General features: G+C 66.2%; 12 protein-coding genes. 2 read left to right on the top strand and 10 right to left on the bottom strand.

Going from position 1 to position 12,019, the window contains the following annotated elements:
• Positions 1–13 precede the first annotated feature (13 nt).
• The 10 genes from BMZ97_RS04480 to rpsF form a co-directional block, all read right to left on the bottom strand.
• Positions 14–754, bottom strand: coding sequence for an SDR family NAD(P)-dependent oxidoreductase (locus tag BMZ97_RS04480; RefSeq protein WP_092165858.1), 741 nt, complete (start codon positions 752–754; stop codon positions 14–16).
• A 19-nt stretch (positions 755–773) separates the two neighbouring features.
• Positions 774–2,246, bottom strand: coding sequence for an amidophosphoribosyltransferase (purF, locus tag BMZ97_RS04475; RefSeq protein ID WP_092165857.1), 1,473 nt, complete (start codon positions 2,244–2,246; stop codon positions 774–776).
• 44 nt (positions 2,247–2,290) lie between these two features.
• Positions 2,291–2,974: a CvpA family protein gene (locus BMZ97_RS04470; RefSeq protein WP_092165856.1), complete on the bottom strand. Its 684-nt coding sequence runs from the start codon at positions 2,972–2,974 to the stop codon at positions 2,291–2,293.
• A gap of 107 nt (positions 2,975–3,081) precedes the next feature.
• Positions 3,082–4,479: a DNA repair protein RadA gene (gene radA / locus BMZ97_RS04465; protein ID WP_092165855.1), complete on the bottom strand. Its 1,398-nt coding sequence runs from the start codon at positions 4,477–4,479 to the stop codon at positions 3,082–3,084.
• A gap of 170 nt (positions 4,480–4,649) precedes the next feature.
• Entirely contained in the window at positions 4,650–5,780 is a 1,131-nt protein-coding gene (gene alr / locus BMZ97_RS04460) for an alanine racemase (RefSeq protein WP_092165846.1), read from the bottom strand.
• Between the two features lie 13 nt (positions 5,781–5,793).
• Positions 5,794–7,281 carry a replicative DNA helicase gene (locus BMZ97_RS04455; RefSeq protein WP_092165844.1) on the bottom strand — a complete coding sequence of 496 codons (1,488 nt, stop codon included), beginning with the start codon at positions 7,279–7,281 and terminating at the stop codon, positions 5,794–5,796.
• Positions 7,282–7,449: 168 nt separating this feature from the next.
• Entirely contained in the window at positions 7,450–8,013 is a 564-nt protein-coding gene (rplI, locus tag BMZ97_RS04450) for a 50S ribosomal protein L9 (protein WP_092165833.1), read from the bottom strand.
• Positions 8,014–8,048: 35 nt separating this feature from the next.
• Entirely contained in the window at positions 8,049–8,990 is a 942-nt protein-coding gene (locus BMZ97_RS04445) for a DUF2232 domain-containing protein (RefSeq protein WP_092165832.1), read from the bottom strand.
• 161 nt (positions 8,991–9,151) lie between these two features.
• Positions 9,152–9,397: a 30S ribosomal protein S18 gene (gene rpsR / locus BMZ97_RS04440; RefSeq protein ID WP_038367644.1), complete on the bottom strand. Its 246-nt coding sequence runs from the start codon at positions 9,395–9,397 to the stop codon at positions 9,152–9,154.
• Between the two features lie 3 nt (positions 9,398–9,400).
• Positions 9,401–9,865, bottom strand: a complete 465-nt coding sequence (gene rpsF / locus BMZ97_RS04435; protein ID WP_092165831.1) for a 30S ribosomal protein S6 — start codon at positions 9,863–9,865, stop codon at positions 9,401–9,403.
• Between the two features lie 328 nt (positions 9,866–10,193).
• Between rpsF and fabD the strand changes: the two genes are divergently transcribed.
• Together fabD and fabG are read left to right on the top strand one after the other, a co-directional pair.
• Positions 10,194–11,138: an ACP S-malonyltransferase gene (fabD, locus tag BMZ97_RS04430; RefSeq protein ID WP_092165821.1), complete on the top strand. Its 945-nt coding sequence runs from the start codon at positions 10,194–10,196 to the stop codon at positions 11,136–11,138.
• Between the two features lie 31 nt (positions 11,139–11,169).
• Positions 11,170–11,907 carry a 3-oxoacyl-[acyl-carrier-protein] reductase gene (gene fabG / locus BMZ97_RS04425; protein WP_092165819.1) on the top strand — a complete coding sequence of 246 codons (738 nt, stop codon included), beginning with the start codon at positions 11,170–11,172 and terminating at the stop codon, positions 11,905–11,907.
• Positions 11,908–12,019: the final 112 nt, after the last annotated feature.

Here is a 12,019-nt window from a genome sequence, read left to right as displayed (position 1 = left end):
CGACAAGGCGCCCTCAGGCCGGCATTTGCGGCGTCAGCACTTTTCCCTGCGGGAAATCGAAGATCTTGCCGGTCTCGCTCCATGCGGGCGAAGCGATCTCGACCAGGTGCGGCGCCAGCTCCTCCGGCGTCCTGAGCGTCAGCGGATCCTCGCCCGGCATCGCCTCGGCGCGCATTTTTGTCCGCAGCGGACCTGGATTGACCAGCATCACCTTCAGCGGCGTCGTCACGGTCTCGGCGGCATAGGTGCGCGCCATCGCTTCGACGGCTGCCTTCGAGATCGAATACGGCCCCCAATAGGCCAGGCATTTATGCGCGGCGCCCGAGGACATCAGGATCACGCGCGCCGCATCCGACGCCTGCAGCGCCGGCTCGACCGATTTCAGCAAGCGCCAATTCGCCGTGACATTGGTGTCGAACACATTGGCCCATTCCTTCGGCGAGGCATGGGTCAGGGGCGTCAACGGTCCCAGAATGCCGGCATTGGCCAGGAGGATGTCGAGCTTGCCCCAGCGCTCGAGCAGAGCAGGGCCGAGCTTCTCGATCGCGGCGGCATCCGCGAGGTCGACCAGGACGAGCGTCGTGCTGCCGCCAAACGCCAGGATCTCGTCGTCCAGCTCTTCGAGAGCCCCGGTGGTGCGGGCAAGCGCGACGACATGCGCGCCGGCCCGTGCGAAGGCGAGCGCCGCCGCCCGGCCGATGCCGCGCGATGCGCCGGTAACGAGCGCGACGCGCCCTTCCAAAGGCTTGGACATGGACTTCCTTGAGCGGGGATCAGCCGGCTTCAGCCAGCAGCGAGATCTGCTGCTTGGCACTCTCGCCGACCAGATCAGTCAGCGAGGTCGGATAATCGCCGGTGAAGCAATGGTCGGTGAATTGCGGGCGGATTGGATCGCGTCCGGCATGGCCCATGGCGCGATAGAGCCCGTCGACCGAGAGGAAGGCCAGCGAATCGGCGCCGACGAACTGGCGCATCTCCTCAAGCGAATGTGTCGCAGCGAGCAGCTTTTCGCGGTCGGGCGTGTCGATGCCGTAATAATCGGGATGGGTGATCGGCGGCGAGGAGATACGGAAATGCACCTCGCGCGCGCCGGCCTCGCGCATCATCTTGACGATCTTGAACGAAGTCGTGCCGCGCACGATCGAATCGTCGACGAGCACGATGCTTTTGCCTTCGACCACCGAGCGGTTGGCCGAATGCTTCAGGCGTACGCCGAGTTCGCGGACCTTCTGCGTCGGCTCGATGAAGGTGCGGCCGACATAGTGGTTGCGGATGATGCCGAGCTCGAAGGGGATACCGCTTGCCTGCGAGAAGCCGAGCGCTGCGGGCACGCCGGAATCAGGCACGGGCACGATCACATCGGCATTGGCCGGGGCTTCGGAAGCGAGCTGGGCGCCCATCTGCTTGCGGCGCTCATAGATGCTGCGGCCCTTCACGATCGAATCAGGGCGGGCGAAATAGATGTATTCGAAGATGCAGGGCCGCTCGGCGACCGGCGGGAAGGGCTTGTGGCTCTCGATGCCGCTCTCGGAGATGACGACGACTTCGCCGTTTTCGACCTCGCGGATGAACTTAGCGCCGATGATGTCGAGCGCGCAGGTCTCGGAGGTCAGGATCGGGCAGCCATCGAGCTCGCCCAGCACCAGCGGGCGGATGCCGAGCGGATCGCGCACGCCGATCAGCTTCTTGTTGGTGATGCCGACGAAAGCGTAGGCGCCCTCGATCTGGCGGATAGCTTCGACGAAGCGCTCGATGAAATGCGATTTGCGGCTACGCGCGACGAGATGCAGCAGCACCTCGGTGTCCGATGTCGACTGATAGATCGCGCCGTCGCGGACGAGATTGCGCCGCAGCGTCAGGCCGTTGGTCAGGTTGCCGTTATGCGCGACGGCGAACCCGCCGCCATGGAGCTCGGCGAAGAGCGGCTGGACGTTGCGCAGGATGGTCTCGCCGGTGGTCGAGTAGCGCACATGGCCGATCGCCTGCTTGCCCTTGAGCTTCTCGATGACGGAGACTTCCGAGAAGGCGTCGCCGACGAGGCCGAGCCTGCGCTCGGAGTGGAAGCGCCTGCCGTCGAAGGTCACGATGCCCGCGGCCTCCTGGCCGCGATGCTGCAGGGCGTGCAGGCCCAGCGCCGTCAGCGCGGCGGCGTCGGCATGTCCGAAGATGCCAAAGACGCCGCATTCCTCCCGCAGCCGGTCGGCATTGGGGTCAAAAGCGGCTTCGGCTTCGGTCTGCAGCGTCATCACGGGCTCCAATGCGTCAGGACTGGGAGGTCTCTACGCTCGAATTACGGACGGGGTTGGGCAGGCGTCGGTGCTTTGCCAGCTTCGATCACCCGCTGCAATGCCTGCTTGTCGTTGGCATCGGGCACCTGGGTGCGGCGCTGTGGGTCGGCGGTCGGGCTGGCGGGCGCGCGAGGCTCCTCGGCCGGCGCCTCAGTCGGCTCCTCGCCCGTCTTGGGCTTGAGCATCTTCTTGATCATGTCGGAGTTGATGTCTTGCGGCAGCATCGTCAAGAGCGAGCGGCCGGTTTCCTCGAGAATCGGGCGGGCGCGCGCATCCTTGGCCCAGGATGGCAGGTTCTTCTCGGGCAGCAACGCGCTGAAGAACAGGTAGCCGACAACGGCAAGCAGCAGGCCGCGGCCGGCGCCGAAGACGAAACCGAGCGTCCGATCCAGCGCGCCGATGCGCGAATCCAGCACGAAGTCCGAAATCCGCGCCGTCACCAGCGAAACCACGATCAAGGTCACCAGGAACAGCGCCGCGATCGAGGCGATCAGGGCGATGGTGTCATTGGGGATGTATTGCTTGGCGAGCGGCAGGAGCTGCGGGTGGAAGACCCAGGCCACGGCGGCTGCGGCGACCCAGGAGGCAATCGCCAGCACTTCGCGCGTCAGACCGCGCACGGCGGCCAGCAATGCCGAGATCAAAACCACGCCGACAACGACGAGATCGAGGATGGTGACAGGCATGGATAAGCCGCTTCGCTTAAGAACTCAGGAAGGCCCGCGTGAAATGGGCGGGCCACATCGTTTTTGCTATACGCGCTCGCATGGCCTGCGTCACCATTGCGTCCGAGTCATTTCACATCTCTGCGAGGAGCACGCGCAGCGATATCGGCAACGAGCTCCGTGACATGGCCGAAGCGCCGCAGCATCAGCCCGCCGCCGTCGCCCGTATCTGCGCCGCCTGACGGCATCAGCGCCGATTCGAAGCCGAGCTTGGAAGCCTCGCGCAGCCGCGCGGGCGCGACCGATACCGGCCGAATCGCGCCCGACAGCGCGATCTCGCCGAAATAGACCGATTCCGGCGGCAGGATCGCCCCGCTCAGCGATGAGACCAGCGCGGCGGCGACCGCCAGATCGGCGGCAGGTTCGTTGACCCGCAGGCCGCCTGCGACATTCAGATAGACATCGTGCTGGCCAAGCTTGAGCCCGCCATGGGTCTCGAGCACGGCCAGCACCATGGCCAGGCGACTGTTGTCCCAGCCGACCACGGCACGACGCGGCGTGCCCAGAGAGGTCGGAGCGACCAGGGCTTGGATCTCGACCAGCACGGGCCGCGTGCCCTCGATCCCGGCGAAGACCGCGGCACCCGGCGCCGCCTGATCCCGGTCCGCGAGGAAAAGCGCCGAGGGGTTGGTGACCTCCGACAGGCCCATCCCGGTCATCTCGAAGACGCCGATTTCGTCGGTGGGGCCAAAGCGGTTCTTCTGGGCGCGCAGGATGCGGAAGGCATGCGCGCCTTCGCCCTCGAAGGAGAGCACCGCGTCGACCATGTGCTCGACGACGCGGGGGCCGGCGATCTGCCCGTCCTTGGTGACATGGCCGACGAGAATCAGGCAGGCGCCGCTGGTCTTGGCATAGCGGATCAGCGCCTGCGCCGAACCGCGAACCTGAGTGACGGTGCCCGGCGCGCTCTCGACCTCGCCCGACCACATGGTCTGGATCGAATCGATCACCACCAGGGCAGGGCGGTTGCCCTGGCCCAAGGTTGCGATGATGTCCTCGACATTGGTCTCCGCGGCCAGATCGACCGGGGATTCGGCCAGCCCCATGCGCTCGGCGCGCAAGCGGACCTGGCCGGTCGATTCCTCACCCGAGACATAGACGACGCGGCGGCCGGAGAGCGCGAGAGCGGCGCAGGCCTGCATCAGCAAGGTCGATTTGCCGATGCCGGGATTGCCGCCGATCAGCAGCACCGAGCCCGGCACGAATCCGCCGCCGGTGACGCGGTCGAGTTCGCCGATGCCGGCCTTGATGCGCGGCGCGTCCTGCGTGTCGCCCTTCAGGGTCTCCAGGGCGAAGACGCGTCCGCGCGCCTTGCCGTTCGATGAGGTGCGGCCACCGGGAACCGGTGCGGCCTGGGCTTCCTCAGATAGCGAGGACCAGGTGCCGCAGGCGTCGCATTTGCCCTGCCAGCGATGATAGACCGCCCCGCAAGCTTGGCAGATGTAAGTGGGACCGCGCTTGGCCATCGCGTCTTACGATGTCTTTCCGGGGCTTCGCGCCAGCGAAGAACCCGGAACCCACGACGGGGTGCGATAATTTCCAAGCACGGTGGAAGGCGCGCGCCCGGTCGTGGGTTCCGGGTTCACGGCTGCGCCGTGCCCCGGAATGACAGTGGCGGGATCGCTTGCCAACGTGCTCACAACCCCACATAGCGGCGAGCGTAACGCCGACCGAGGCTGGTCAGAATCTCGTAGCCGACGGTCTTGGCCCCGGCGCCGACGGCCTCCAGGTCGAGCGGGCCGCCGATCAGCGTGACGGGCGCGCCGCGAACCGCCGCGCCGTCCGGAGCTTCGGTGACGTCGACGATGATCAGATCCATCGAGACAGAGCCGACGAAGGGGCAGGACACCCCGCCGACCAGCGCCGAGCCGCCCGTGACGCTATCGGTCCAGCTCGCATTGCGCGGGTAGCCGTCGGCATAGCCGAGGCAGATGGTGGCGAGCTTGCGCCGACTCTTGGCCGTCCAGCGACCATTATAGCCCGCCTGCGTGCCGGCCTCGACCTCGCGCAACTGGATGATGCGCGCCTCCAGGCCGATGACGGGCTGCATCGGGTTGGCCTGGCCCGGTGTCGGGTTGCCGCCATAGAGCGCATAGCCTGGCCGAGTCAGCTGATAGGATGGGCAGTCCTTCAGGAAATGGCCGGAAGAATTCTTCAGCGAGGCCGGAGTCTCGGGGAATGCGGCCGCGATCTCGGCGAAGGCCGCGATCTGGCGGGCATTGGCCGGGTCTGCCTCGTCCTCAGAGGAGGCGAAATGGCTCATCACCAGCCCGATCCCGGCCGCGGCGATCACGCCGCTGCGCTCACGGGCCAGGTTGAGCCCCTCGCCGGGCCAGAGCCCGAGCCGGTTCATCGCGGTATCGACATGCAGCGCCGCAGGCCGAACCTGTGCGCCGGTCTGGCGAAAGGAGGCCCATTCCAGCAGCTCCTCATGCGAACCGAGCACGGGCGACAGCTCGTGTTCTGCATAGACGCCGCATGTGTCGGGTAAAAGCCCGTTGAGGATATAGACCGCTGCATCGGGGGCAACGCTGCGCGCCCGGATGCCCTCGGAAAGATGCGCGACGAAGAAGCTGCGGCAGCCGGCTTTGGCGAGCGCCGTCACTGCCGGTTCGATGCCGATGCCATAGGCGTTCGCCTTGACCACCGCGCCGGCTTCCGTTCCGGCACGCGCGCCCAGCGCCCGCCAATTGGCGACCAGCGCGCCGAGATCGACGGTGAGGATGGCGCCAGCGGTCGCGGCGTCGGTTGAATCGAAGGTGCTCATTCGCGATCCGTGCTCATTCGCGATCCGGGAGTCGGAGGTCGTCAGCGCGGTCAGAGAAGCGCGTCACCTCGGCGTCGAACTGGAGCGCGATCGCCCCGGTGGGGCCGTGGCGCTGCTTGCCGATGATGAGCTCGGCCACGCCATGGGCGGCTTCCATCTCGATTTGCCACTTGTTGTGCTCTTCGGTGCCGGGGCGCGGCTCCTTGCCCTTGAGATAGTATTCGTCGCGATAGACGAACATCACGACGTCGGCGTCCTGCTCGATCGAGCCCGATTCACGCAGATCCGAGAGCTGCGGACGCTTGTCGTCGCGGCTTTCGACCTGACGCGAGAGCTGCGAAAGCGCGATGATCGGAACGGCAAGCTCCTTGGCCAGCGCCTTCAGGCTGGTGGTGATCTCGGTCAATTCCTGCACACGATTCTGGCTGTTCTTGGACGAGCCGGAGAGGAGCTGCAGATAGTCGATGAAGAGGGCATCGAGCCCCTTCTGACGCTTCAATCGGCGGGCGCGGGCAACGAGCTGGGCGATCGAGATGCCGCCGGTCTGGTCGATATAGAGCGGCAGCTTCTCGATTTGCGCCGCGACATCGGTCAAGCGCGCAAAATCGGCCTCGGTGATGCGGCCCTGCCTGATCTTGTAGGAGGAGATGCCCGACTGCTCGGCGACGATGCGCGTGGCGAGCTGGTCGGCCGACATTTCGAGCGAGAAGAAGGCGACGATGGCGCCATCGACGGTCTTGAGCGTACCGTCCGGCTGCCGCTCGCCGCGCCAGGCCTTCGCCATGTTGAAGGCGATGTTCGTTGCAAGCGACGTCTTGCCCATGGCGGGGCGGCCGGCGAGGACGATCAGGTCGGAGGGTTGCAGGCCGCCCATACGCTGGTCGAGATCGCGCAGGCCCGACGAGATGCCCGAAAGACCGCCGGCGCGGGCATAGGCGTTGGCTGCCATGTCGATCGCGGTGCGCAGCGCATTGTCGAACTTCTGGAACCCGCCCTCGTAGCGGCCCTTTTCGGCAAGCTCGTAGAGCTTGCGCTCGGCGTCCTCGATCTGCTCGCGCGGCGCCATGTCGACCGGGGCGTCATAGGCGACATTGACCAGCTCCTCACCGACGCCGATGAGCTGGCGGCGGATGGCGAGGTCGTAGACCGTGCGGCCATAGTCCTGTGCGTTGATGACCGTCGTTGCTTCGGCCGCGAGGCGGGCGAGATACTGCGAGGCGGTGATGCCGCCGAGGTCCATCTCGCCGACGAAGGTCTTGAGCGTGATCGGCGTTGCAATCTTGCCGGCACGGACAAGGCTCGACATCAACTCGAAGACGCGCTGGTGGATCGCCTCGAAGAAATGATCCGGCAACAGGAAGTCGGAGACGCGATAGAAGGCGTCGTTATTGACCAGGATCGCGCCCAGCAGCGCCTGCTCCGCCTCGATGTTGTGAGGCTGGACGCGGTACTCGGCCTCGCGGTTTTCGAGGCGGGCGACGAGGGCGGTGGCGGTGGCCATGGTCTGCGGACAGGTTCGGTCAGGGATGAGTCGGAACGTAGCTTAGTCTAGCACCCTGACGGTTTGCGCCAGCACCGAATCCGCAATCCACGGCACTCCACAGCCCACCAAACGAAAAGGGCGCCATGTTGCCATGGCGCCCTTGACTCGATGCGAAATCGAGAAAGCTCAGCGATCGTCCTCGCCGGCTTCCGCCAGGGCCGCGCCGACCTCGAGGCCGAGATCGTCGAGGTCGAATTCCTCGCGGGCCGTGACGTTCTCGCCGCGCACCTGGCGCTCGGCCTCTTCCGCCGAACGGGCGACGTTGATCGTGACCGTCACCGAGACTTCCGGATGCAGCACGACCGGGACGGTGTGCAGGCCGAGCGTCTTGATCGGGGCGTTCAGCGTCACCTGGCTGCGGGCGACGTGGAAGCCGTCGGCGGTCAGGGACTCGGCGATGTCGCGGGTCGAGACCGAGCCGTAGAGCACGCCGGATTCGCCCGACTGGCGCAGGATCACGACCGAGTGGCCGTTCAGCGTCTCGGCGACGGTCTCGGCTTCCGACTTCAGCTCGAGATTGCGGGTCTCGAGTTCGATGCGCTGGGTCTCGAAGCGCTTGCGGTTGTCTTCGGTGGCGCGCAGCGCCTTGCCGCGGGCGAGCAGGTAGTTGCGGCCGAAGCCGTCGCGGACGCGGACGACTTCGCCCATCTGGCCGAGCTTGGCGACGCGTTCGAGCAGGATCACTTCCATGGTCTTAATCTCCGTTTTGAGTGTAGTTGATAGGGTTAGGCGTTAGGTGGTGGAGGCAGCGCGGCTCGCTTGCGCAGGCCGAGAAGGGTGTCGAGCAGGCCCGCCAGCGCCAGAAGCGGCGTCAGCACGGCCTGCATGATGACGAGCGCGACATAGACCGAGACGAGCATCGGCGTGCGCCAAGCCTTGCCGCGTGAGGCGTCATGCAGGAGCGCGAGCCCACTGAACATGAAGGCGGCAAGCAAGGCCCCGGTCAGCGCCGCGCCGGCGACGCCGACGAAGCCGCCGAGCGAGGCCGTCACCAAAGCGAGCACCAGCAGCAGCAGCGCCTGACGCGGCAATGTGGTGGCGGGGATGAACGGCCAGGGCCGCGGCAGCCGACCGGAAATGCGGACCGCCTTGGCGGCGATCCAGAGATTGGCGGTGATCGTGGTGACGAAGGATGCCCCGATGCCGACAGGAACCGCCGGCGCGAGGCTCTGGGCGAGCTCCGGCAGCCGGACATCGGCGGGCAGCGCGATCAGCTTGGCGCGCACCATCTCGGTGAGCAGGTTTTCGATGATGCGGGCGATGACGGAGCGATATGCCTCGTAATCCGTCGTCATCACCAGCGCGCTGCCGACGGTGACAAGCGCGGCCGTTCCGGCGATCCAGAGCAGCAGCCGGCCGAGCGGATACCACTCGACAGCGCCTGCCTCTTCGCGTGCCAGTAAGGCGAGATAGGCGATCCACCAGGCCGGCACGGCGATGATGACCGCAAAGCCGACACCGGCGGTGACGCTGAGCGCCACGGCAACCGCAAGCGTGCCTGCGGCGATGGCCACGAGACCCGCACGGTGATTCCAGCCAAGCGCTGCGATGAAGATTGGGAGGGGGGCGGCGGAATACAGCAATGCCGCCAGCGGCGATCCAGTGATCACCACCGCGAAGAGCAGGGCCGCTACCAGGCCCGCGCCGATGCCGACGATCGGAAGCATGCTTTCGTCCTGCTGTCCCGCTGTTCGCTAGCCTTTCGGCTCGACAGGGTGAGAGGCTTTTCGCCTCAACATACCCGGTGGAGTTTCACCACTGGGCGACCATGGTTGTCGTTTCGATGAACCGGCGGCGCCGAGGCGCCGCCGGGCAGTCTCAAATCCGCTCAGCGGATGACGTAGGGCAGCAGGCCGAGGAAGCGGGCGCGCTTGATCGCCTGGGCGAGCTCACGCTGCTTCTTGGCGGAGACCGCCGTGATGCGCGACGGCACGATCTTGCCGCGCTCGGAGATGTAGCGCGAGAGCAGGCGCACATCCTTGTAGTCGATCTTCGGAGCGCCCTCGCCCGAGAAGGGGCAGGACTTGCGGCGGCGGAAGAAGGGGCGGCGAGCGCCGGCTGATGCAGTCGACATGGCTCAGACCTCCGCGCCAGTGGTTTCGGTGGCTTCGTCGTCGCGACGCGGACGGTCGCGGCGCGGGCCACGATCGCGGTCGAAACGATCACCACCGCCGGCGCCACGGTCGAAGCGGTCGCCGCGATCACCACGGTCGTCGCGGTCACGCTTCTGCAGCATGGCCGACTGACCTTCTTCGAGCTCCTCGACGCGAACGGTCAGGAAGCGCAGGACGTCTTCGTTGATGCGCATCTGGCGCTCCATCTCCAGCACGGCGGCGGAGGGGGCGTTGATGTTCAGCAGCGAGTAATGCGCCTTACGGTTCTTCTTAATGCGGTAGCCGAGCGACTTGACGCCCCAGTACTCCACCTTCGGAACCGAGCCGCCATTCGCCTCGATGATGCCCTTGAACTGCTCGACAAGGGTTTCGACCTGCTGCGCGCTGACGTCTTGTCGCGCGAGCAGGACATGCTCGTACAATGCCATTGAGTGGCCTTTCTGTTTCACCCTGCTTCGCCCGGCGCGGAGCCCTCCGAGCCCTGGAACAGGCCCGACAGGATTTCATCGAAGGCGGAGACACGGGATGACGGTCCTGATGAGGAACCTGCGGGCGAAAGCCCGCCATCCGTTCAGCCTCCGGCCGAACAAGCAGAAGCGGGTCGTTACAGGCTGACGACGCCTCGCGCAACCAAAATCAGTGCAAAGAACCCATATGAACTGCGGAAATGTCGCATGAGTTGCTTGACGGGAGCTCTCCAGCAATGTGACAGCGCCGTCTTGATCACTATGGCGTGACGATCGAGGTTAGCCTGAAATGACCACAGCGTTCATCTTTCCCGGCCAGGGTTCCCAGGTCGTGGGCATGGGCAAGAGCCTGACCGAGGCCTTCCCCCAGGCGAAAGCCGTGTTCGACGAGGTCGATGCGGCGCTCTCGCAGAAGCTCTCGACCCTGATGTGGGAAGGGCCTGCCGAGGACTTGACGCTGACCGCCAATGCGCAGCCGGCGCTGATGGCCGTCAGCCTTGCCGTCATTCGCGTGCTCGAGGCCGAGGCCGGACTCGACCTGAAGCGCGACGCGGCCTTCGTCGCCGGCCACTCGCTCGGCGAATATTCGGCGCTTGCTGCGGCCGGGACCTTCAGCATCACGGATGCGGCGCGTCTGCTGCGGATCCGGGGCGACGCCATGCAGAAGGCCGTGCCGGCCGGGCAGGGCGCCATGGCCGCACTTCTGGGGGCGGAGCTCGATCTCGCGCGCTCCATTGCCAATGACGCCGCCCAGGGCGAAGTCTGCGAGGCGGCCAATGACAATGGCGGCGGCCAGGTCGTGCTGTCGGGCGCCAAGGCGGCGATTGAGCGCGCCATCGCGCTTTCCGCCGAGCGCGGCGTCAAGCGCGCCATGCTGCTGCCTGTGTCCGCGCCATTCCATTGTGCCCTGATGCAGCCTGCCGCCGAGGCCATGCGCGCCGCGCTGGCCGAGGTCTCGATGCAGGCGCCCGTCGTTCCCGTGATGGCCAATGTCGGCGCCGCGCCGCTGAGCGACCCGGCCGCCATTCGCGCCTCATTGGTGGCGCAGGTCACTGGCACGGTGCGCTGGCGCGAATGCGTGCTGGCGATGGCCGATGCAGGCGTCACCCAGTTCGTCGAGGCCGGCAGCGGCAAGGTGCTGGCCGGCCTGATCAAGCGGATCGCGGCAGGTACCGCCACCATCTCCGTCGGCACGGCCGACGACATCGCAAATTACAAAACCCGGAACGGGTGAAACGGCGGGGCGCCGAACACAGGGAGAGACCATGTTTGATTTGACGGGCAAGAAGGCCCTGGTCACCGGTGCGACCGGCGGCCTGGGTGGCGCGATCGCGCGGCAGCTGCACAGCCAGGGCGCGACGGTGGCGCTCTCCGGCACGCGGCTCGAGGCTCTGGAGGCTCTGGCCGCTGAACTCGGCGAGCGGGCCGTGATCGCGCCCTGCAATCTGTCCGACAAGGAATCGGTCGAGGCGCTTGTGCCGGCGGCGGAAGAGAAACTCGGTGGGCTCGACATCCTCGTCAACAATGCCGGCGTCACGCGCGACAACCTGTTCCTACGCCTGAAGGACGAGGATTGGGACAGCGTCATTGCCGTCAATCTGACCGCGGCCTTCAGGCTCTCGCGCGCGGCCGTGAAGACGATGATGCGCCGCCGCTATGGCCGCATCATCTCGATCGGCTCCGTCGTCGGGACGACAGGCAATCCCGGGCAGGGCAATTACGCGGCCTCCAAGGCCGGGTTGATCGGCATGTCGAAGGCGCTTGCGGCCGAGGTCGCCAGCCGCAACATCACCGTCAATATCGTCGCGCCGGGGTTCATCGAGTCGCCGATGACGCAGGCGCTTAACGAAAAGCAGCGCGAGGGCATCTTGTCCGACGTGCCGATGGGCCGGCTGGGCTCGGGCGCAGATGTTGCTGCCGCGGTTGCCTATCTCGCCAGCAATGAGGCCGCTTACGTGACAGGGCAAACTCTGCACGTCAACGGCGGAATGACAATGATTTGAATGGCTTGCTAAAGCTTTTCAAAAGTTTTTAAAGAGGGTTTTGTACTCTCGCCAGCCTCCGCGGCCTGTGTTACTGAGCGCCGTCGCACTGCAGCGCAGGTGCCGAGGGGAC

This window comes from Allobosea sp. OK403 (assembly GCF_900113835.1).
Taxonomy (GTDB): Bacteria; Pseudomonadota; Alphaproteobacteria; order Rhizobiales; family Beijerinckiaceae; genus Allobosea.
The sequence above is the reverse complement of the archived record's forward strand: the minus strand, read 5'-3'. Positions and strand labels throughout refer to the sequence as shown.

What these genes read in the sequence shown, in the direction of transcription:
- BMZ97_RS04480 (WP_092165858.1), bottom strand. Translation starts at nt 754, where the DNA reads ATGTCCAAGCCTTTGGAAGGGCGCGTCGCGCTCGTTACCGGCGCATCG.
- purF (WP_092165857.1), bottom strand. Translation starts at nt 2,246, where the DNA reads ATGACGCTGCAGACCGAAGCCGAAGCCGCTTTTGACCCCAATGCCGAC.
- BMZ97_RS04470 (WP_092165856.1), bottom strand. Translation starts at nt 2,974, where the DNA reads ATGCCTGTCACCATCCTCGATCTCGTCGTTGTCGGCGTGGTTTTGATC.
- radA (WP_092165855.1), bottom strand. Translation starts at nt 4,479, where the DNA reads ATGGCCAAGCGCGGTCCCACTTACATCTGCCAAGCTTGCGGGGCGGTC.
- alr (WP_092165846.1), bottom strand. Translation starts at nt 5,780, where the DNA reads ATGAGCACCTTCGATTCAACCGACGCCGCGACCGCTGGCGCCATCCTC.
- BMZ97_RS04455 (WP_092165844.1), bottom strand. Translation starts at nt 7,281, where the DNA reads ATGGCCACCGCCACCGCCCTCGTCGCCCGCCTCGAAAACCGCGAGGCC.
- rplI (WP_092165833.1), bottom strand. Translation starts at nt 8,013, where the DNA reads ATGGAAGTGATCCTGCTCGAACGCGTCGCCAAGCTCGGCCAGATGGGC.
- BMZ97_RS04445 (WP_092165832.1), bottom strand. Translation starts at nt 8,990, where the DNA reads ATGCTTCCGATCGTCGGCATCGGCGCGGGCCTGGTAGCGGCCCTGCTC.
- rpsR (WP_038367644.1), bottom strand. Translation starts at nt 9,397, where the DNA reads ATGTCGACTGCATCAGCCGGCGCTCGCCGCCCCTTCTTCCGCCGCCGC.
- rpsF (WP_092165831.1), bottom strand. Translation starts at nt 9,865, where the DNA reads ATGGCATTGTACGAGCATGTCCTGCTCGCGCGACAAGACGTCAGCGCG.
- fabD (WP_092165821.1), top strand. Translation starts at nt 10,194, where the DNA reads ATGACCACAGCGTTCATCTTTCCCGGCCAGGGTTCCCAGGTCGTGGGC.
- fabG (WP_092165819.1), top strand. Translation starts at nt 11,170, where the DNA reads ATGTTTGATTTGACGGGCAAGAAGGCCCTGGTCACCGGTGCGACCGGC.